Source organism: Nostoc sp. GT001, from assembly GCF_030382115.1.
Classification (GTDB): domain Bacteria; phylum Cyanobacteriota; class Cyanobacteriia; order Cyanobacteriales; family Nostocaceae; genus Nostoc.
In genome coordinates, this window is record NZ_JAUDRJ010000003.1 from 5,663,181 (window position 1) to 5,684,149 (window position 20,969).

Annotated in this window: 20 protein-coding genes; 3 read left to right on the forward strand and 17 right to left on the reverse strand. The window is 39.5% G+C overall.

Annotated elements, in window-relative coordinates; genetic code table 11:
- Window positions 1–202 precede the first annotated feature (202 nt).
- The 4 genes from QUD05_RS26795 to dndE all read right to left on the reverse strand — a co-directional run bounded on the left by QUD05_RS26795 (window position 203) and on the right by dndE (window position 4,040).
- On the reverse strand, window positions 203–625 hold the full coding sequence (locus QUD05_RS26795) for a hypothetical protein (RefSeq protein ID WP_069068991.1): 423 nt from the start codon (window positions 623–625) through the stop codon (window positions 203–205).
- The gene (locus tag QUD05_RS26800; RefSeq protein ID WP_289798731.1) at window positions 610–1,902 is read right to left on the reverse strand and encodes an AmpG family muropeptide MFS transporter; all 1,293 of its coding nucleotides are present in this window, start codon (window positions 1,900–1,902) and stop codon (window positions 610–612) included. The genes QUD05_RS26795 and QUD05_RS26800 overlap by 16 nt, the downstream gene beginning before the upstream one ends.
- Before the next feature lie 242 nt (window positions 1,903–2,144).
- Window positions 2,145–3,602: a DNA phosphorothioation-associated putative methyltransferase gene (locus tag QUD05_RS26805; RefSeq protein WP_289798732.1), complete on the reverse strand. Its 1,458-nt coding sequence runs from the start codon at window positions 3,600–3,602 to the stop codon at window positions 2,145–2,147.
- A gap of 51 nt (window positions 3,603–3,653) precedes the next feature.
- The gene (dndE, locus tag QUD05_RS26810; protein WP_012410821.1) at window positions 3,654–4,040 is read right to left on the reverse strand and encodes a DNA sulfur modification protein DndE; all 387 of its coding nucleotides are present in this window, start codon (window positions 4,038–4,040) and stop codon (window positions 3,654–3,656) included.
- 175 nt (window positions 4,041–4,215) lie between these two features.
- Between dndE and QUD05_RS26815 the strand changes: the two genes are divergently transcribed.
- Window positions 4,216–4,800 carry a DUF726 domain-containing protein gene (locus tag QUD05_RS26815; protein ID WP_289798733.1) on the forward strand — a complete coding sequence of 195 codons (585 nt, stop codon included), beginning with the start codon at window positions 4,216–4,218 and terminating at the stop codon, window positions 4,798–4,800.
- A 296-nt stretch (window positions 4,801–5,096) separates the two neighbouring features.
- Here QUD05_RS26815 and dndD read toward each other — a convergent pair whose 3' ends face one another.
- The 6 genes from dndD to dndC all read right to left on the reverse strand — a co-directional run bounded on the left by dndD (window position 5,097) and on the right by dndC (window position 10,967).
- On the reverse strand, window positions 5,097–7,085 hold the full coding sequence (gene dndD / locus QUD05_RS26820) for a DNA sulfur modification protein DndD (protein ID WP_289798734.1): 1,989 nt from the start codon (window positions 7,083–7,085) through the stop codon (window positions 5,097–5,099).
- Between the two features lie 118 nt (window positions 7,086–7,203).
- On the reverse strand, window positions 7,204–7,521 hold the full coding sequence (locus tag QUD05_RS26825; RefSeq protein ID WP_289798735.1) for a hypothetical protein: 318 nt from the start codon (window positions 7,519–7,521) through the stop codon (window positions 7,204–7,206).
- 195 nt (window positions 7,522–7,716) lie between these two features.
- Window positions 7,717–7,989, reverse strand: a complete 273-nt coding sequence (locus tag QUD05_RS26830) for a hypothetical protein (protein ID WP_289794483.1) — start codon at window positions 7,987–7,989, stop codon at window positions 7,717–7,719.
- 129 nt (window positions 7,990–8,118) lie between these two features.
- Window positions 8,119–8,526, reverse strand: a complete 408-nt coding sequence (locus tag QUD05_RS26835) for a transposase family protein (RefSeq protein WP_289795575.1) — start codon at window positions 8,524–8,526, stop codon at window positions 8,119–8,121.
- Window positions 8,527–8,636: 110 nt separating this feature from the next.
- Window positions 8,637–9,269 carry a Uma2 family endonuclease gene (locus QUD05_RS26840; protein ID WP_289798736.1) on the reverse strand — a complete coding sequence of 211 codons (633 nt, stop codon included), beginning with the start codon at window positions 9,267–9,269 and terminating at the stop codon, window positions 8,637–8,639.
- Window positions 9,270–9,356: 87 nt separating this feature from the next.
- The gene (dndC, locus tag QUD05_RS26845; RefSeq protein WP_289798737.1) at window positions 9,357–10,967 is read right to left on the reverse strand and encodes a DNA phosphorothioation system sulfurtransferase DndC; all 1,611 of its coding nucleotides are present in this window, start codon (window positions 10,965–10,967) and stop codon (window positions 9,357–9,359) included.
- 172 nt (window positions 10,968–11,139) lie between these two features.
- Between dndC and QUD05_RS26850 the strand changes: the two genes are divergently transcribed.
- Together QUD05_RS26850 and QUD05_RS26855 are read left to right on the forward strand one after the other, a co-directional pair.
- On the forward strand, window positions 11,140–12,741 hold the full coding sequence (locus tag QUD05_RS26850; protein WP_289798738.1) for a DGQHR domain-containing protein: 1,602 nt from the start codon (window positions 11,140–11,142) through the stop codon (window positions 12,739–12,741).
- Window positions 12,742–12,846: 105 nt separating this feature from the next.
- A complete protein-coding gene (locus QUD05_RS26855; RefSeq protein WP_289798739.1) occupies window positions 12,847–14,037 on the forward strand; it encodes a DNA sulfur modification protein DndB in 1,191 nt (396 codons plus the stop codon).
- Window positions 14,038–14,066: 29 nt separating this feature from the next.
- Here the strand turns inward: QUD05_RS26855 and QUD05_RS26860 are convergent, their stop codons facing one another.
- The 7 genes from QUD05_RS26860 to argF form a co-directional block, all read right to left on the reverse strand.
- Window positions 14,067–14,528 carry a DNA phosphorothioation-associated protein 4 gene (locus QUD05_RS26860; protein ID WP_289798740.1) on the reverse strand — a complete coding sequence of 154 codons (462 nt, stop codon included), beginning with the start codon at window positions 14,526–14,528 and terminating at the stop codon, window positions 14,067–14,069.
- Between the two features lie 93 nt (window positions 14,529–14,621).
- Complete coding sequence (locus QUD05_RS26865) at window positions 14,622–14,819, reverse strand: PDDEXK family nuclease (protein ID WP_289798741.1); 198 nt, start codon at window positions 14,817–14,819, stop codon at window positions 14,622–14,624.
- Window positions 14,820–14,972: 153 nt separating this feature from the next.
- A complete protein-coding gene (locus QUD05_RS26875; protein WP_289798742.1) occupies window positions 14,973–17,045 on the reverse strand; it encodes an AAA family ATPase in 2,073 nt (690 codons plus the stop codon).
- Window positions 17,042–17,215 (reverse strand): hypothetical protein, encoded by a 174-nt coding sequence (locus QUD05_RS26880; protein ID WP_180277607.1) that lies wholly within the window; start codon window positions 17,213–17,215, stop codon window positions 17,042–17,044. Before QUD05_RS26880 ends, QUD05_RS26875 begins: the two co-directional genes overlap by 4 nt.
- A gap of 308 nt (window positions 17,216–17,523) precedes the next feature.
- A complete protein-coding gene (locus QUD05_RS26885; protein WP_289798743.1) occupies window positions 17,524–18,996 on the reverse strand; it encodes a DNA phosphorothioation system restriction enzyme in 1,473 nt (490 codons plus the stop codon).
- A gap of 234 nt (window positions 18,997–19,230) precedes the next feature.
- Complete coding sequence (gene lexA, locus QUD05_RS26890; RefSeq protein ID WP_289798744.1) at window positions 19,231–19,836, reverse strand: transcriptional repressor LexA; 606 nt, start codon at window positions 19,834–19,836, stop codon at window positions 19,231–19,233.
- 211 nt (window positions 19,837–20,047) lie between these two features.
- On the reverse strand, window positions 20,048–20,968 hold the full coding sequence (gene argF / locus QUD05_RS26895) for an ornithine carbamoyltransferase (RefSeq protein WP_289798745.1): 921 nt from the start codon (window positions 20,966–20,968) through the stop codon (window positions 20,048–20,050).
- Window position 20,969 lies beyond the last annotated feature (1 nt).

Below are 20,969 nucleotides of genomic sequence, written 5' to 3' on the forward strand. Positions count from 1 at the left end.
TTTGTGAAGTATTCTTGATTTATTTTAGCAATTTTCTGTGCATAGAAATGGGGCATTGGGCATGGGTAAGAAGGGTAAAGGGGAATGGGTAAGGGGGAAAGGGAAAGGGGTAAGGGGAAAAGGGTAAGGGGAAAAAGGGAAAGATTAAATTTATTCCTTTTCCCTTTAACCTTTAACCTTTTCCCCTCTCTTGTTGCTTCCCCTACTCCCTCTGGCGATCGCTCTCCAAGTCGTCAAGAACTCTTTCGCAATACCAATTCTCCGGCATCCCAGGATAAGTCTCTTTTGCCTGTTCAATTAACCGTTCGGCTGCGGCAGTGTCACCAGATAATTTAGCGATTAGCCTGTTTTTGAGATAGCTATCAGATCCACCATCGTCTACCTGGGTTGGTATCCCTTGATTTATGGTTGATGGAGTTGATGGTCGGGATTGTTCTCTTCGCAATTGCCAAAATAAAACGTAATAAAGTGTACCAAAAATTAAAATTAGGCTGAGTGTTCCGAAAAAAGTTAGGAGGTTAAATGCTAGAAATCCCAGAACTAACTGCGAGAGAACATACCCCAGTAATAAACCAGTAAGTAAGAGGATGAATGTGCCGACAGCAATAACTACTTGATTCCCCATATATCCTCTTCTTCGTCCTCAAGTCCTGGTCTGGATATTGCCACTGGCTGAGGGTTCCAGGGGGCAAATACTGGTAATAGAAGTAGTCCTGGTACAGCGGCGGCGATGGTAATTAAGAAAAATATAGGCCAACCCGTGCTTTGAGCGATCGCGCCTCCAGGGGCCGCCAGAATATCGCGACTGACAGCCATTAAGCTGGATAATAAAGCATATTGGGTTGCGGAAAACCGCTGGTTACAAAGACTCATCAAAAAGGCAACAAAGGCTGCTGTCCCCAATCCACCACAAAATTGTTCTACGTTGATGGCAAGTACCATAGCTTGGTAGTTTTGACCGATGTATGCTAGAAAAAAGTAAGCTAAATTACTTACTGCTTGTAGAATACCAAAAACCCAAAGCGATCTATTGATGCCAATAGCACTCAAAATTGAACCACCAGCTAAAGCGCCGACAATCGTCGCAATTAACCCCATCCCCACTTGAATTGCCCCAATGTCGGTTTTGGTAAAACCAGTTTGCAGCAAAAAAGGCGTGGTCATATTGCTCAACAAAGCATCACCTAGCTTGTATAGGGTAATGAATGCCAGCATTAAAATAGCTTTGATAATCCCTTGACGCTGAAAAAATTCTCGAAAGGGCAAGATGACAGCATCAGCTAGAGAACCTGGAGGGCTAATTTCCTTGGGTTCTGGTGCGAACAAGGTGGCAAGAATACCAATTACCATTGTCCCTGCCATAAACAAGTAAACTGATGACCAAGGCAGTTTGTCAGCAAGTATCAACGCTAAAGCACCTGCGACTAATAGGGCAATTCGATAACCTAAGATAAAAACGGCTGCACCAGCCCCCATTTCTAGTTTTTCTAAAACGTCGGTACGGTAGGCATCAACAGCAATATCTTGAGTTGCACTGATAAAAGCGATGACTATGGCGTTGATGGCTAGTAGTTGTAATGCTTGTTTGGGTTGTTGGAAAGCCATGAATGCGATCGCTACAATCAAAGCAATCTGCGTCAAAATTAACCAACCCCGTCTTCGTCCCAAAACTGGCAAGGTGAACCTGTCCACCAACGGCGACCATAAAAACTTTAAGGAATAAGGCAAACTCGCAAGGCTAAACCAACCAATAGCGGCCAAATCTACCTTCTCTACAGTCATCCAAGCCTTTAAGGTATTACCGATTAACAATAACGGTAAACCCGATGAAAAACCTAAAAATAATAAAGCCGCCATCTTGCGACTACCGAAAACTCCCAGCAGCGATTTAATTTTCCTCATATTTTCAAATTTTTGCCTCTTTTGAGGAAATATCAATAAAATACAACGAGGAAATCCAGAAGTATATCATGTAACTAGTACCTATAAGGGTTTGGATTATCGGAGTGGCAGCAGTTCCTATTAATCCCTATCCGGGATTGAAACTCGCCATCGCTGTGTGATTTTACCCAAACATGACAAACTACCAAGATTTACTTGGGTTAAATACAAATTCAGGATAACCTTATAGCGTCAGCGTTTTCTTAACTTTCCTGAATTGGATAAACCTGATGTCCCCTGATTTCTACTCTGTATGCGGCGAGGCATTTTTCCCAACCTTCACGCGTACCAATGTCGCTTTTTTGGTTAAGTAGCCCTAATTCCTGTTCTTGTTGGGTGAGTTTAGCAAATTCTTCGTAGCCTGGGTAGTCGCTAGTAACAAATGTTTCCTTCCGGTGCAAAATCGGTGGATTTGCCCTAGTTTCGTAGTCTCGATGAGTCACAAAGAGGGTTTTTAAATCAATACCGATGCTGGCTTTTAACGCCGGATGGGGATCGGTATCGAATTCAGGGTAAGACAGATAGGATATTTGCGGTTTATCAGTGTGATATTTAATTAATGTCGCTTCATCGATACGCCCAATGGTACGACTAGCGCAACCTTCACAAATTCGTAGTACGGGATCAAGTGCTGCTAGTGCCGAAACATGGACGTAAAGCGCACCGCGTGTATGTTTTCCAATTTTGCTTTTTTCACAAGCAGCTTTAATCACCCCAGGTTTACCTAAGCTGAAAAGCTTTTGATCGGATACTTGACAAGCTTCCTCATAGCTACTAAAAAAGGCTTTGATATCGTGACGCATTTCTGGCGCTAGCTTCTGCCATGCAGGGCGTTTATCAAAGTGAGTCAGGGCGAGATAAACTTGGATATCGAGAGAACGACGATAAGCGATCGCATCCCATTCTGCTTCATCAGTTGCTTGCAAAATTACACCGAAGGCGCGGCGAAAGTTACCAAATTCGCTCAGTAATTCCTGTTCATTTTCCAATTCCCCTTTCACAGGTAGTCTACCGCGCTTGGTAAAGAAAGCCATGAGTGGTTGCAGCTGTTCTTGATAGTCTTCAAACCGCTTGGTGGGGATGCGTACTCGCGGTGTAGAGGTGGTAGAAAAGAAGCGGATAGCTTTATAACTTTCTTTTTCAGCTTCATCTCGAAAAACAAAGTAAACGCCTAGTGCGATCGGTACTGCATCGACATTTAAGACTTCATCAATATAAGTTTTGAGTTCTTGTTGTTCGTAATATTTCTGAAAAGTATTGCGGCGCGTCACAATGCCATCATTGTAAGCAAGTTGGGTTTTGCTGGGAGCGTTAATCAGGATTTGAGCCGCGACAATTAAAACTTTCCCAGTGAGTTCCCAAGCTTGGATTAGGCTTTGACGGCGTTCTTCTGAGTCTTCAATGACGTTGAGGACATAACCCAGGTTAACCACATCGGCGGGGGTGCGTGGTACATCAGGATAGTAGTAAGGATCCCAACCTGCACTGGTGTAGCCTAAGTTTTTTACTCGCTGCACATCACCACCGTAGCCGCAGCCGTAGTCAAAAAAAGTGGTGTCTTGATTGAGGATTGACCCTTCTATAGCCAATCGTACAGGGCGAGAGATGTCGGGGCGAGCGATCGCAGCTCTATGACGCTCAATTTCTAGCGCTTCAGGCATAATATTAGTTGTCAGTTAACGGTGAACAGTTAACAGTCAACTAATATCCTTTCAATTTTTAACCGCCAGTTCAATTAAATCTTCAATTTTCTTGATATTTGGATCGCCTGCTAAGTAACCAATACCGCGATGCAAATGTAAGCGGAATTGGGTGGCGAGAGTTTCTTTATCGGTGGGATAACCGTCATTGTGACAGCGTTGCTTGAGGGCGAGGAGGAGTATATCAGACATTTCGCCACCAAAAACGCGCCAACTCATTTCGACATTGCTATCCTGGGGAATTGGGACGGGGGAGGGTGTAGTTGCTTCTGCGAGGGAACGACAAAATGCCCAACGACAAAGGATATTCCATTGGTCGATTTTGGTGCTGCGCTTAAGTTTGGTAAGTTGGTCTTTGGCTGTTTGAGACAGTTTTATTCTTTCGATTGGTGATTCCATAGTTTTTATAAATAAATAGTGATATAGAAATAATACTGCTGGGAAAACTAAGAATATGTCTTAAGTTTTCGCCAAGGAATAATTAATGAAAAGCCCTGAATTGCGACTTCTCTCACGCCCAGCAGATAGTTCAAAAGCCTTAGTTTTTATAGATGGATATTTAAGCGAATAAAAAGTGAGAAACAATAATTTGCTTTATGTCTTAAATAATGCTGGTTGGCGACATTCTGTATATCATTTATGGTGGGATTCTGGTCTTTTTGAAAGTTCTCTTATGGGTTTTGGTCTTGGTCACTGGCATAAAACCAAATATCGTGCAGAACGATTTGGGAGAGATTACTTTCCTCATTTGATTCGTAATCAAATTCCTGAAAAAAATGTCTCTTTTATGGCTCATTCATTAGGGGCGCGTGTTGCTTATTATTGTATGGAAGGTTGGACAGAAAAACAACATTTATTAGAAAATGTGATTCTTCTTGCTGGTGCTGTTCGTAGAGATAGTAGCAAAGATTGGGGATATGTAACTTCCCAGATCACAGGAAACTTAATCAATGTATATAGCTCTGATGATAAAACATTAAAATATATATTCAAAATAGCTGAAGGAGGACAAAATGCTTGTGGACGGAAACCAATAAAAGAGTATCACCCTAGAATTGCCAATGAAGATGCAACATATCTAATAGGTAAAAGCCATAGCCCATCTAAGTGCTTCGACTACTTACCAGAGTTAGTTAGAAAAGGGTTATGGCAGATATGAAATTTTTTATAACCCCAATTCATTATTAATAGCAGCAATTTCTAGCTGTATATCTAAATCATTAGCCATTGTAGCTAGTTGTTCCTTCATATATTTTACATCAGTAAAGTTATCTGATATTTGCTTTTTTTCTTGCAGTTGTATTGTAATTCGTTCTAATAACTATTCTAATTCTTCTAATGACAGAACACGTAGATCATTCTCTATTTTTAATACATAGGGCGAGTTCATAATTGCTTATCTACTTTCCAAAGGTCGTGATATATATTGTAAATATCTTTTTTAGACGATATCTACTACCAAAAATATTGATTTTCTACCACTGTTGTTTGGCGGGTAGTGAAGTCGTATTTTAGGAGGTATTCACGGGCGATCGCTTCGTTTTCTCGCAGTGTTTCTACTTCTTTCTTGCCAATCTCAGTATCGGTAGATAACAAAATTACTTGATGGCTGGCGGATGGAAAGTAACGTTCAACTAAGTTATTGCGATGAGAGGAGTCGAGTCTACCTAGTGGCGTATCGATTGCTACTGGTAGGCGGTGTCCAGAGACTTTCGCTAAACCCCAGAGGAATGCGATCGCAAGTAATTGTTTTTCGCCAGCAGATAAACGATGTTTAGGCACAGCTTTACCATTTAAATCGTAAAGCAAAAGGCTAAAAGTCTTAGTATCAATAGTGATACGATGCACTAAATCAGATTTATGCAGGAGATAAAGGAAGCAGTTTTTAACTTCCTCCTCTAATTTATTGAGTTTTCGCAGAGTTAATTTTTCACGAAAAATCTTGAGTGTGTTTTGAACTTTCGCTGCTGAGGTAATAATATGTTCGCTATTTTTATGTTTAATATTTTCTACGGTATAATCACTTAATTCTCTCTTTGACTTGGCAATAATAGTTTCTAATTCAGCTAAACGGCGGCGGATTGTTTCGTAATTTGCTTTAGCTTCAACAACTTGATTTTGTACCGATTCTAATGCTTGACGCAGCTTTGTATAATCTTCTGGTGCTGCTGCCGTTTGCACTTGCCTTTCTAGAGTATGAATTTCTTCTTCTTTATTTTTGAGAATAGCTAATTTCTCTTTTGCAGAAAGTTTAGAATTTTGTAAGTGATATATAAGATTATCTAGCTGACTTAAAGTTTCATCATCAGCTAATAGCCAAGGTGCTTCCGTCTGGAGAGTCTTTGCATATAAACTATCTACATCTTGGATTAAAAATGATTGGATTTTTTCAACTTCTATTGGAGAAATTTCAACTTGATTTAGCCAAGTGAGTAAGCGCTGATCTCGTTCAAGTAACAAATCTTTAGAAATTTGTACCTGTTGATGCCGAAATTCTTTTTCACCCTGTGTTTGCGCCTGATTAAGTAAATTGGGAATTAATGCCAGAGGTAAAACATCAGCCGCCAATTCACACATTGACTGACGTACTTGTTCAATTTCCGCAGTTTTTGTATTTTGCTGTAGTTCTAGTTGATTGCGTTCTGCTGCAATCTTCCCACCTTCAGAAATGAATTTATCAAAGGCTTCTTGCTGCTTTTGTTCTAATTCTTCTACCTGATTTTTGAGAATTTCTACTTTCTCTTCTGTGGTTTGATAATCTTCTTGCTGTTGGGTTAACCTAGTTTCAATTTCCTCTAGGTTTGCTAAATCCTTACTATTACCAACTTCTTTCAGTTTTCGGTTAACTAAAATATCTAAATCAACTGCTAATCTGTCTGCTAACTCTAAACCTAAAAGTCCGCGAATTGCATCTACTACAACAGGTGGTGGTATTTCCTGTTCTGCGAGTTCTTTAACTTGTTCACCATCAAAGAGAAATAAGTTAGAAATACCTAATGGCAGGAGATTTTCAATATATTCATCCCAGATATTAACTAAAGCATCAGGCCATGTATCACTGTCACCTAAAATACCTAATGTATCTTTACCGTCTTTAGGATTTTTTGTCCAACTACGAACAACACGATATTTTATTGGTTTGTCGTTTTCAATATGTTCAAAAAGTAATTCAATACGAGTGTCTGCAACTGGATCTATTTTGTTGTTAACACATTGATTGAGAAAATCACTATAACTTAAATTACCACGGGTAGAACATTGGGCACGGGGGCCATAAAGGGCGAGACGAATGGCATCCATAAGGGTGGTTTTTCCGCCGCCATTCATCCCACCTAATAAGATAATTGGGTGTGAGTTTTCTTCATCAATTTTTGGGTTAAGATTGATTACCTGTTTCCCACTGTAGGGGCCAAAGTTTTGTAATACGAGTTCAAGAAATATCATTGATTTTTAAGATTAACATGAGTTCGACAGCGATCGCAGAAGCAGAAAGCTTGTGATGAAAGGAATCAGATAAAATTAATTAGATGGTTTTGTCTGACGCATTCAAAAAAAATATTGTCTATGAAATATAGAGATAGCGGTTCTCGCCTGGGTGCAGTACAGTTTTGACCTCTCTCCAAACCTCTCTCCTAAAAGGAGAGAGGCTTTGAATTGTTCCCCCTTCCCGCTTCGGGAAGGCAGGGTGGATTAATTGTCGGGAGAGAAAAAGTTTTCTCACTCGACTCATTGGACTCACAGGCATTGGGCAAAAGGAGTCGGAGTGGTCAAATAGCGCATCAAAAATCATTTGAAGTTGGTTAGCCATCAGCCTTAACGCTTCGGGAAGAGTCCGACAATTTAACTGACGAGCCAGGGAAACTAAAAACTGTCTGACCATCGCCCAATTAGCTGGTGAAAAACCGCCAGTATGAATACAGTTATCTTCATTTAAAGTTACATCCTTGACCCAATGAAGTTGATTTTCAATTGACCAATGACCACGAATAATCTCCGCGAATTCTGAAGCTGAATAATTTCAGCTACTTAAATAAAAGTGTTGTTCATGATAGTCAACAATCTGGCGACGACAATTCTATCCTTGAGGTCGAGTTCCATATCTGTTAACCTCAATTAAACTTTTAGCGCCAACCCAATCAGGTAGTGACTCAAATGGAATTGGATAGACTTTGACTTGACGAGTAGTCTTTCGTCCATGTAAATTTTCATCATGGTAATTGGTATCGATAGCGATTGAGGATTCAGCTAGCTCAGTAGCTACTTTCAGGAGATTTGGCTGGTTTCTTTTAATAGTAATAATGTAGTCATTTTCTCCCTCGATAATCAGCTCAACAGTTTTTTTTGGCAATGTAGTGCATCGGCTGTAATCACGATATGATGCCCATAAAGCTTTTTAATTAGCTCTTCTACCACACTAATCTCACTGTTTTTGTTATTTTCCATAGCTTGATGTCTGATTACCCATCCTTGCTGATGACTATAAACTGAAAACTGAAACGATACTCACAAAGTTTTGATAGGATTGATTTCCCCCGGTTACAGTACTTTTAATACATTTCCCATCGATGGCAAATAATTCTTTGAAATTAATTGGCAAACTCTTTTCTGCCCAGACGTTAAACAGTTCAGCTAATATCTGAAAATCAATTGACATCATAATATTTCTGAATGTTGATGCTGACGGAAATTGAATATCTGGAGATAAATCTAATAATTTGATTAGAGATAATCGATGATTTTTTGTGAACTCAGCTAAAGGTTTATACCCCCAATATCCTGTACAACTACCTAACAAAACTATAGTTAGTATTATCCAAAGTCTATGTCTAATACCTCTAGCATGTCGATAATCGGGAACCCCTTGGATTGCTTCGATTAAATTCATTCCTAACTTTCCTCTGGGAGAACCGTGTTTTTCTTAAGGAATCATCCTTCTATGTTATATTTTCTCTCTCGACAATTAATCCACCCTGCCTTCCCGCTTCGGGAAGGGGGTTAGGGGGTTAGGTCTATTTGCACACCTCCAGCTTGAAAAATCTGTTCGGCGGTTAAATTCAATTCTGGGAAAGTAGGCGAGACAATATGGGTATCGCCTTTAAATTGAGTAACTTGGTACTCACCATCAATTAATTGATAAATGGATATAGTAGGCAGCTTAGGATTGCCAATAAACTTCCTAGCACCTATAGCCGCATAATCTATAATCCAATATTCAGGAATACCTATAGCTTCATAATCAGCTAATTTTTTGTAGTAATCATCTCGCCAATTAGTACTAACAACCTCAATAACTAAGGGAATAGATGTAGCTTGAGATACAGTTGATTCTTTTTTCCATAAAGGCTCATTGACTAAATTTGGCCGATTGATTATTAAGATGTCTGGCGAATAAGCTGATTCACCTTCAAATGGCTTGACTAATACAGTTTTTGGAATGAAGTAAGGAAGTTTTTGTCGCCCAATTTCGATAGATATATTTAGCGCCAAAAAACCAACAACATCCTCATGATCTCCCACTGGTTGTGCTATTTCAACAATCACACCATCATGTAATTCGTATCTCCCACCTTCAGGCCGCCAAGCTGCAAAATCTTCAAAAGTTACTAATTTGTGTATGGCTTGAATCATACAACCTCGCTTGTTTTAAGATAACCCAACTTTGTCAAGTGTTCTTCAAGTAGTTTGGTTGACTCCTGTCTTCTATTTTTCTAAGTTTTACTTTTTAAATTTCATACTTGCCCAAGTTACCTCTTCATCACTTTCACTTTGACCTTCATCGACTTCATTGATCGCTGCAACATCGCCCAAAGTCATCTGTTTGACTTTTGCAACATCACCTTGACTAACTGCTTCGCTTAATTCGCGTTTCAAACGAGCATTTTTAATCGCATCTTCTGGAGAACGGGAACTCGTATTAAAACATTTCTCTAAGGTTTCGTATATCCCTACGCGACGAGTTTTTTTGCGATACTGGCGTTCTGTGTCTAACAATTTCGCCATGAGTTCCAAGTGCATCGCGTCACCTTCACAGATTTCTTCTAATACTATCCATTCATCACGACCTAGTAGGCTATAGTCAGCGCCAGGACGGGGATCTTGAAATTCTTCACCAGTCACTTCTTGATAAATCCGAGGTAAGCTATCATCAAATTCGTGTTTTTCTTCTAGCCAAATGCGGCGAATTTCGCTCATTTCTTCTAGAGTAATTAGGGTGATATCGCGCATATTTTCTGGCGCTGTTCGACGGGTTTTTGTTTGCGCTTCTAATAATCGTCTGAGCCAATGTTCCCGCCAATATTTGGTATAGGGGCTAGGGATTGGTTCAATGGAGGTTTCCCCATTTTTATTGCGTTCAAATAGTTGGACATCTCCCCAAATTCTTCTAAAATCTCTTTTTCTNCGGTCATCTTTGATATCTAGTTCATTACGGATATCTAATAAAGGCTGCATCCATTCTTTTTCTTCATCATTTTGGATCATCGCCTCCATTGATTTATCCTTATTCACTAGTGTGCAAACCCAGCAGCCAAATCGGGAATCACCACAGCTAGGAGTAGAAGTATCAACAACTAATGGACATTCATTATCGGCTGTTGCACCTCGATACATAGCAAATAATTCTTTATTACTTTGTCCCCAAGGATTATCCCACTGATTCAGGTATATCCAGACATCGTTATTACTCCAATCTTCAATAGGGGTATAGATTAAGGAGTTGGGTAGGCTGGCATTAGGACTCAGGCGATCGCGTACTCGATCAACTTGATGCTTTTTCATTGTGGCAGCACGTTTGACGCTTTCTGCTTTGCGAGTCCCCAATACAAGAATTGTTTCACCGTTAGCTCTAACTATTTCACGGATGAATTGATTAGCAGGATTAATTTTTAAACGTGGAGTACACCAGCGAAACTGGTTACGAGGTGCTGGATATCCTTTACCAATAAGATTTACCCAAAATGTGTCTTCAATTACTGGTTGTAATAGATGTGGATCAATTGGCATCCCCTGTCTTTTAGCAGCTACCTTGAGATTCTGCATGGATTTGCGAACCCAAGCAGATACTACAGGGTTTTCTACCTGAGTATCGGTTGTAATTACATAGACTGTTTTAGTTCTTTTTTCTGGAGGAAGAGATGCGATCGCATTCCATACAAGCTGCAATACTGTACTAGAATCTTTTCCCCAAGACACGCCCAAAACCCAAGGTATCTCATCCAAACAATACAATTCTTGAATTTCAATGGTGAGAACTTGGATATAGTCCACTAACTCTGCTACAGTACGTGTCTGCTGGTTTTTATTTTCTGCTTGTTGTGCTGTAGTCATTTCTCCTTCTCTCTGGAAACACTGGCGTAATATTCGGGCGAATAGAATTCTCGTCTACATAAACAAAACCCGCCGACCTGGGTTGAAGAAAAGTTTTTAAAAACTTTACTACTAATATCCAATTTTTTGGATAATTAAACGACATAATCTTATTCTGTTTTTAAAATTTAACATGAAAGATAGTGCATCTGACCCAACTGCTGACATCGCTAGAGAATACCTGGAAAGAGAAAACAAGGAAAAACAGGTACTAGCTTTACTCCTAGAGAAGTTTTTAGGGAGAAAAGATCAGATTCTCGTTCAAAAAACCGAGATGGGTGGTACTGAGGCTTATGTTAGCTCTGTTACATTAGAATGGTTCGCAGGCCGGGTTCATTTCGCCTCTGGCTTACCTCTGTTTCAAAAAAAGTATAATCCTGAAACTGATAATGTCGAGATTGACGCGGATAGTATTGATGAAATTCAACAGCGTCCCCTTGATTGGTCACGTCAAGCGCCACTAGTGCAGTATTTGGCGGCTCGACACAACCATAAGTTTCCGCCAGTGCTGGTAGTAATTAATCAACCGTGGGTAGATAATCCCAAAGCTGCTGAGTGGGATAGCGAAGGACGCGCCACCAAGTCTACTACTGATTTCGTCCCCTTAGATAAAGACGCTAAAGTAGGTCTGCTAAATATTTCTGAGGATGATGTGACTATTTATGCACTAGATGGTCAACATCGACTCATGGGGGTACAAGGATTGATGGAGTTAATCAAAACTCGTAAACTCCAGCGTTATAAAAAAGATAAAGGTGCTGATGACAGTTTTATTACAGTCCATGATTTGATAGAAAAGTACCAAGTAGACCTTGCTTACTTGCAAAATTTACCCAAGGAAAAAATTGGTATTGAGTTCATCTGTGCGGTAGCAGCTGGGGAAACTCGCACCGAGGCGAGGCGGAGGGTGAGATCGATTTTTGTTCATGTCAACCTGATGGCTGCACCGTTGACTAAAGGTCAGCTAACACAGTTGAATGAAGATGATGGTTTTGCGATCGTTGCTAGAAAAATTGCAGTTACACATCCACTATTAGAACAACGACAAGAGCGCAATCCTCGTGTTAATTGGAATAGTGCAACAGTCGCTTCCAATTCTACAGTTTTGACCACTTTGCAAGCTCTCCAAGATATGTCTGAGCGATATTTAGTTAATAAGTTTCCTCACTGGAAACCTTTAGAAAAAGGTCTAATTCCCATGCGTCCAGAGGATGAAGAAATTGAGCAGGGAATTGAGGAATTTAAAAAGCTATTTGATTCTTTGGCTAGTCTTTCTAGTTATAAAATTTTAGAACATGAGGATACACCAGCTTTACGGCGCTTCAGCTTTGAGAAGGATGGAGGTGAAGGAAATATGCTTTTCCGTCCAGTTGCTCAAGTTGCATTAGCGCAAGCTTTAGGAATTTTGGTTTTTAAAAAAGGTTTTTCCCTGGCAGATATTTTTAAGAAACTGCGGAAGTTTGACCAGCAAGGTGGTTTTAGTGGTATGGAATATCCCCAATCTCTCTGGTATGGGGTTTTGTATGACCCAAATAAAAAGCGAGTGCAGGTTGCTGGACGAGATTTGGCGGCGAAGTTATTGGTTTATATCCTGGGTGGAATTCAGGAACAGATGGAACGTGCTGAACTTCGTAAAGCTTTGGCGGATGCTAGGACTGTTGAAGATAAAACTATAAGTTTCGATGGTGAGTTTGTTGATCCAAAAGCTGTAGGACTTCCACATATTCTCAACTAGCAAAGTTAAGTAGGGATTTTGCAGTGTGGTTTTTACCGATGCTACAGTCCATAAGGGTTGCATATCATGTTTGCTAACATCTACTAATTTATATTAGGTATTTATATGGCTCAACCGATTGAGGATGACAATAATAGCATTTCTCCTCAGATAAAAGCTCAGTTTAGCTCCTTTATTGAGCCATTCTTCTCACAATATCATCGCGATCGCTGCTATCCAGGACTAATTTTTCAGCAGGGAAAGCGGACAATGCTGCAAATTAATGTACCTGCGAGTGACTTTTCTGGTCTTCTCCAAGCTAAACCATCCACAGGGAATGATCCTGATTCTGGTAAAAACCGCCCAGAGGTTAAAGGTCATGCTGATGAAATTAAAAAATATATTGTTGACCGTTCCAGAAAAGAAAAACCTTGGATTGTAGGAACTTTGAGTGCAAATGTAGCTCCAAAAGACATCACAATTCTTGAACTGGGTAGGGGTATTTGTCTAGTTGTTATTCGTCGTGGAGTCAAGTTGGATATAACTGATGGACAACACCGTAAACGTGCAATTCACGAATTGATAGAAAGTACTGAAAGCCACTTAATCAGTGATGATGATTTTGCAATTACTCTAGTTTTAGAGGGTGATTTCCAACAGTGTCAGGCAGATTTCAGAGACATGGCTCAAACAAAACAACTAGATAAATCATTGTTATTATCATTTGGGGAGTTCTCTGGTCGAGTTGGCATTACTAAAGAATTAATCAAACGAGTGCCAATGTTTCAAGGCAAGACAGAGAAGATTAAATCAAGTCCTGCAACTAAACAAAAGCTGATTTACACAACCAATTTTATAGCTAGGTTTGTAAGTTGCGTTTTTACTAACGATCCAGGTAATCAGCTTCGAGATTATGATGTTTATCAAGCATCAGATCCTTTGGTTATCTGTCTTAATAAATTTTTCTCAGAATGTAGTAACACTGAGTATATTGCTGATACAACTGTTGAAGAAATCACAACAGATGAAGTAGCTGCATTTAAAGAAGACTGTATTCTAGGTATAAGCGTTGGACTGGAAGTTTTAGGGCGTTTATTGCACTATATATATGAGCCAGAAAACAATTATTTTAATGAAGAAAAAATTTCACAACTAGCACAGCTAGATTGGTCAAGAGAAAACCCACTTTGGAAGGATAATGTCATTAGAATAGATACCCAACCTAAAAATCCAGACAAGCCATATAGAATATCTGCTACTGTTAGTGCAGTAACAGATGCAGTCAAAATAGTAAAAATTACACTAGGGTGGATGTAAAGTTATTGCTTTTAACCATTATTTAAAAATCAAGATAGGAATTTGGTTAGATCAAATTCCTCATCTTGCTGCTCTGCATTCGTTCTTTCATAACTAAGAATCAATAAAAGTCTCTCTGAATAGTCTACTGCTCCACGCAGTTCATTTTGTATAATCTCTAAACCAGCATTAGCATACTCTTCAAAAATGTGAATGCGTTGCTCGTCAGCTACATTATCATCGCCTATAATCTTAATATTTTCTGTTTCGGTGATAGCCAACAAATTAATTAATAGAGTGAAGCTGCTAGTAAAATAATCTTGTCGCAGTGGGGATAAATCTTTAGAAATTACATCTAAAGGAATGCGCTTTTTATTTTTAACACCCAATGCTGCTGCAAACACCATAACTTCTACATAAGTTTGAAAAGGCCCAGTTGTGTCTTTTGATGCGACTAGAGATTTCACCAACTCAGCCTTATCTTTAGCAACCCTGATTCTATTTGCAGCCATTGTTTTAATATCTACATTGTTGCTATTTTAACCGAAAGTTGGAAGTAATAGTAATTATTAGCGCATTATTTTATACTAGCATGGAAGCGATCGCTAAACAAACAAATTATCCACCAACATACTCCATCCTGGTAACGCAGGTTCAGCTTCAGCCACCTCACCACGGCGATAAATTTGGGGTTCTTCAGGATTACTAGCACGATATACTCTAATAACTTCCTCTTTAAGTACATCTACATCCCAAACTACCAACGTACCAGCCGCAAAATAATCACGGCGTTTACTAGCCATTTCTTCCTCAGCCTTATCACCGTACTTATATTATATTGAAAACAGAACATCCTCATAAACTAAAGAAATAGGAAAGTGAAAATCAACGCTAGTTAAATGAACTTCATCCCCCTCCTCATAAGGATGTAACTCCCAAATCCCTAAATTTATCCTTTAAAGATTACGTTCAACTGCGATAATTTCAGTATATTCAAACTCATTCGGACTTTGTTTCACCAAAGGATATCTTTCTCCACCCAACTCAATATAATCTTGTTCGCAATCTGGCTTAGAAGAATAATACGTCAGCACATATTCTCTACCAATTCTGTTTGTCATTTCCGCTTCCACTTCACCCCGCCACTGAGTTTTAGTTACTAAAACTATCAACTGATTCGCTAATTGGGGAATCGTCTTCGCAATGTGTCGCCGCGAATTTTCATCTAAACTACCAAACGGCGAATCCATCACAATTGGGAAAGTGCTACTATCGGGAATCATCATCATTTTTCGTTTCTCACTCCATTCCCGCACTTTGTCAATGATGCTGGCAATAAAGGATAAACTGAGAATTTGATTCTCTCCGGTGGATGCTGCAACGGGTGCTTCTATACCTGTGGTATTTTCTACTAATGTAAGTTCATATTTATCGCTAATTTTAGGAATGTATGGAGTCACAGAAATCTCCATAAATATTTCTTGTACTCGCTTTTCTAGTTGCAGACGAAATTGTTGTTCTTGACGATTTCTAACTTCCGTTAAGCGTTCGATTGCATCTTGAGTGGCATTAATTCGTCGCTGTGCTAGAGTTTGCTTATCTTCGTTCAGCTTTTGTTTAGCAATTTGTTTATTTAAACCTTCAATTTCAGTTGTGAGTTGAGCAATTTGCTGCTGATTTGCACCCTGTTCTCGATTTAATTCATCAATTTTACTTTCAATTTCATCTAACCGTTTTTGTAGACTGCTAATTTCTTCATTAGCATCTTTTCGCAACCGTTCTTGAATATTGTCTAAATCGCCTTCAATTTGAGATATGCTTTGCCTTAACTGATTAATCCTGGTTTGTTCTCTATCAACTTCTTCCCAAAATCCTATTGCTTGCTTATCAATTTCATCTACTTGTGCTATCATCCGAATTGCAGTTTCTTCTACCGCCGAAGAACCTGCTTTATTTAACCAAGTACTCACATGAGTATGAGAATGATTACCCTCGTGTAATTCTGCACCACAAATACAGCGTTGAGAATTGAGTAAATCATTGACAAATTCCCGCGAAATTCCTGATGTTAATTCGCCACGCTGCTTTAAATCATTGATAATTCCTCGGAACTGGGATGTAGTTTCTGACAATAAAACAGTATAACCCCGCGCAGAGATAACTTTTTTCAGCGCTTCCTTCGTTTTTTTATATTCTTCTTGATTCGCAAGTTTCTGCGATTCTAAATCCTGCCATCTTTCTTGCAATTCTTTAGCTGCACTCAATTCTCGCAAACGATTACTTGTCTCTTTTTTAAAAGTTTGTTGATATTCTAACTCTTCTTTAATTTCAGTTTGGCGTTTGGTAATGCGTTCACGTTCTCTTTCTATCTTTTCTTGCTGTCGTAATAGCTGTTTAGTTTCAGAATCACCAATAGCTTTCAACTCATTTTCTAAAGTTTTTTTAGCATCTCCTAAATGTCTGATGGAACGGTTGATTACTTCCACACCCAAGAAAATTTTTGTAGCCTCGGCAATTTCAGCTTTTTTATCAGAACGGACTATTTCTTCAATTCGTTCGCCGTCAAAGAAAAAATATTGATGTAAACTAGCTGGTAAAATTTGATTAATTATATCGTCTGGTTGCTGGATTGGGATATTCCATTTGCCATCATCCGCACCAACCCACATAGTTAATTGAGTTTTACCAGCATCAAAATCACCTTCGTTTTTATAACCCCGACAGGTGCGTTTCACTCGATAGCGTTTACCTTCATGTTCCCAGCCAATCTCTACCCAACATTCTACAGCTTGACCTTTTTGAGTTTCTGCGATCGCACGCTTATTCACTAACTGCTCTATCGATGCGAACGCTGCACTAAATTTATCATACAATACCCACGTAAAGGCATTCAGCAAGCTAGTTTTACCAGAGCCATTATTGCCATGAATAATTGTCGTGTTCTGAGCCTCTCCCCCAGCGATGATCATCTCTGGTGTCATACCATAAAAGGAGCGAAAGTTGCAGAGCTTGATTGAAGTCAGCTTCATCGCACTTCTTCCTTAATAATGTCTAAAATATTATCATTTATATGGCTGTTAATCTTCTTATCTAACCTGCCTTTTTCTAGCTTCCATACGCGCTCAATAATTTGCCGTACTTCCGGCGGTGCGCTAGTTATTGGCTCCTGCACATCGTCGATATTCGCCTCTTGTGACATATCAAATTTTAAAATATAGTTTTTCTACATTTTAACTTTCTCTAGTGCTAGAATAGCCTCCGTAAACCCACTATTAGCGTTATCTTTAAAATCCGAATTTTATTTGAAAAAAGATTTTATTCTTTAATTATTTTCTGTTATTATATACTTTAAGTAATCTATATTATAATGGGATGTAAGTGAAATTTTTAAAGCAACTTACATCCCATTATGATCAAATCCATAATCTTATTATTTCATACTTAATGCTTCTTTTTTCAAAACTCGAAAAATTTTATAAAAAAGTACAGCTATTTTCTGGTTCATTATCAAATATCTAATAAACCGTATCGCTTTTGTAAATCAAGTAACTTCATTCTTGCAACACCTGCATTATCAGCCAAATCAGCAAATTCTACAAAGCGCCGTAATTCCTTTTTTAAAAGATTACGCTCAACTTCTATAGTTTCTCTATCTAAATCTGGTGGCAAAACAATCATGTCAAATATAGTGGCGCGTTCCTTAGCCGGATGAGGACGTAAAACTCGCCCCCGTCGCTGGATAAATTGGCGAGGATTACCAGAACTTGATAAAATCACCGCAGTTTGAATTGCTGGAATATCGACACCTTCATCTAAACAACGAATTGCTACCAAACCTTGCAACTCACCACTTTCAAATTGATGACGTAAAATTTCCCTTTCTTGTAAAGTTGTTTGAGCCGTATAGGTGCTTACCTTATACCCCAAATCCACTCCCAGAATTTTAGCAACAGCTTTGAGTTGGCGTAGAGATGAACGTTGTCCCGCATCTTGGGAACCATCACTACAATAAAAAAGAGTGTGACTAGTTTCGCGGCGAGTAATCATTAAATCCCGCAAAGCATTTAATTTATTTTCCGCCGCCCCAATTAACCTTGCCCTTTGCATTAACAACGGTTTTAAATCTTCATTGTCTTCAAAATTTCCGCCATTTTCTCGATCGCGATAAAGTAGCGATCGCCCAATTCTTTTAGTTAACTTTAAATAGGCAATACTTTCGGCTTCAGTTAACTCCACCAACACCGGATAATACAGATAATGTACCAAAGCACCTTGAGCGATCGCATCCCTCAAAGTAAACTCTGGTTGGAGAACTGGGCCAAAATAATCAAATAGAGATTGCGTGCCAAAATCATCAAAATACCTTTCCGGTGTGGCAGATAAAGCCAGTCTCAACCCAACACTACGCGGTAAACTTTCTTCTAACTTGGGTGCGCCTAAATTATGGGCTTCATCCCCAATAATTAGAGTTTTGGCGGGAAAATATTTGAGTTGAGACTGAAACCCATCTCCAATTAAAGTGGAGTTCGTAGTGATAACCGTGACAAACCGTTGAGAACCAGAACGCAGATTATAAATTTGCGTAGAAAGTTGACTTTGCCAAGTGCGTAAATTCTCAAAGGCTAAAATGGGTTGCAAATTAAATTTTTCACATTCTCGCGCCCATTGGGTGACGAGATGGCGATAGGGACACACCACCACCAGAACTTGTAAATTAATCTGCTGATATAATTCACAAGCGATCGCAAGTGCGGTAATAGTTTTACCACTACCAGTAGCCATTTTCAGCGTCCCTCTGCCATTGTTGGTAAACCAGCTAGCGATCGCTTGGCGCTGATATTGCCGCAATTGCAGAGACGGAGGCATTCTTGGGCATCCTGGTAATGGTTGCGTGTGATAACTGCCCTTACTTTCCCTTGCAAATGGTAATTTCAACCGGAAAGTGGGCAGTTGTTGCACTGGATTTTGCGTCAGGTACATAGTGGGAGTTAGGAGTTAGGAGTTAGAAGTTAGGAGTTGGGAGTTAGGAGTTAGGAGTTGGGAGTTGGTAGGGGACTTCCAAATAAAAAATATNCCCAAAACTGATGCAAAAATTTTCTCTATTTCTCCTCTCTGTGTTCTCCGCGTCTCTGTGGTTCGTTCATTTGGATAAATTATTTCTTGGAAGTCCTTAATTTAAAACTCATCACTCATCACTCATCACTCTCTTACTACTCAGTTGTAACCGCGCCAAACACCAATGAGAGAACCTTGCACCTGTACTTGCATAGCGCTGACTTCTATGGGATTGTACTTAGGATTTGCTGGTTTGAGGGTAACGCGATCGCCTTGGCGATAAAAACGTTTTAATGTTGTACCAAATCCATCAACTCTGGCGGCGACGATAGTACCATTTTTTAAATGATTTGGTTCTGCTACTGGACGCAAAAATACCACATCGCCATCAGTAATTAAATCTTCAATCATACTATCGCCAGCTACGCGCAAAGCGTAGGTTTGGGGAGGTAAATCAAAATTAGAAAAGTCTAAATGATCTACAGCATCAGTAAACGGTTCTATTAAACCACCAGCCGCGATCGTGCCCAAAATTGGTACACCTTGCTTAACAGAACGCAAAATCCGAATTGTTCGCGCTTGTCCTTCAGTCCATTCTATATATCCCTTAGTGCGTAAATGTTCTAAACGACTTTGAATTGGTGCTGGTGACTTCAGGTTCATCGCTTGCATCATTTGCCGAATAGAAGGCGAATGCTGGTGCGTTCTGATGTATTCTGCTAACCATTCATAAAGTTCTTGTTGAGCTTCAGTTAGACGTTCCATAAATTTGCGGGAAGTAATTATAAATGTCTCTAGAACATTAGTACTACAAAAAACTCCCCATAACAAGAGAAAAGTAAAAATATGAAAGGCAAAAGCAAAATTATTTTCTTCTCTTTTGCCTTTTGACAAATAAAGAATATTACAGGTTACAGGTTAGAGCTTACAGGTTATAAGGAAAAAAATTATACCCTATCCCCTGTGCCCTATTCCCTTACTCTGCCCCTAAAAGACTTGCAAGTAAAGCTTTTTGAGCGTGGAGACGATTTTCTGCCTGTTCCCAAACTCGTGATTGAGAACCTTCAATAACAGCTTCGGTAATTTCTTCACCGCGATGAGCTGGTAAGCAGTGTAAAACAATTGCCCCTGGCTCGGCAAGACTCAATAGCTGTTCCGAAATTTGGTAAGGCTGGAAAATTGGCATTCGGTTATCTGCTTCTGCCTCTTGCCCCATACTCGCCCAAACATCAGTGTAAAGTACAGCAGACTCTTTAGCCGCTAATTCTGGATCGTGAGTTAAGAGGACTTCAGTTTTGTGATTAGCGATCGCTCTTGCTTGCTCTACAATCTGAGAATCTGGCTCATATCCGCTAGGAGTAGCAATTCTGACATTCATTCCTACCAAAGCACAGCCTAACATCAGAGAATTAGCCACATTATTCCCATCACCCACGTAGGTTAAAGTTAACCCAGCTAGAGTGCCAAAGCTTTCTTGAATCGTCAATAAATCAGCTAATACCTGACAAGGATGTTCTGCATCGGTAAGTGCGTTAATCACCGGAATCTTGGCATAGTGAGCAAAAGTTTCCAAATCCTGCTGGGCAAAAGTGCGAATTGCCAAAATATCCAGATATCGATCTAACACCCGCGCCGTATCCTGCAAAGGTTCCCCGCGACTTACTTGAGTGACATTAGGGTTGAGATCGATTACCTGTCCACCAAGTTGGTACATCGCTACTGTAAAACTTACCCGTGTACGAGTTGAAGCTTTGGAGAACAACAACCCCAAAACTTTATTACACTGCAACTTCAACTGCTGTGATTTAAGTTGAGTTGCCAATTGCAGGAGTTCTTGAAGTTCCGTAGAACTAATGTCCGCTAGACTTAATAAATCTCGTCCGAGCAATGCTGCCATG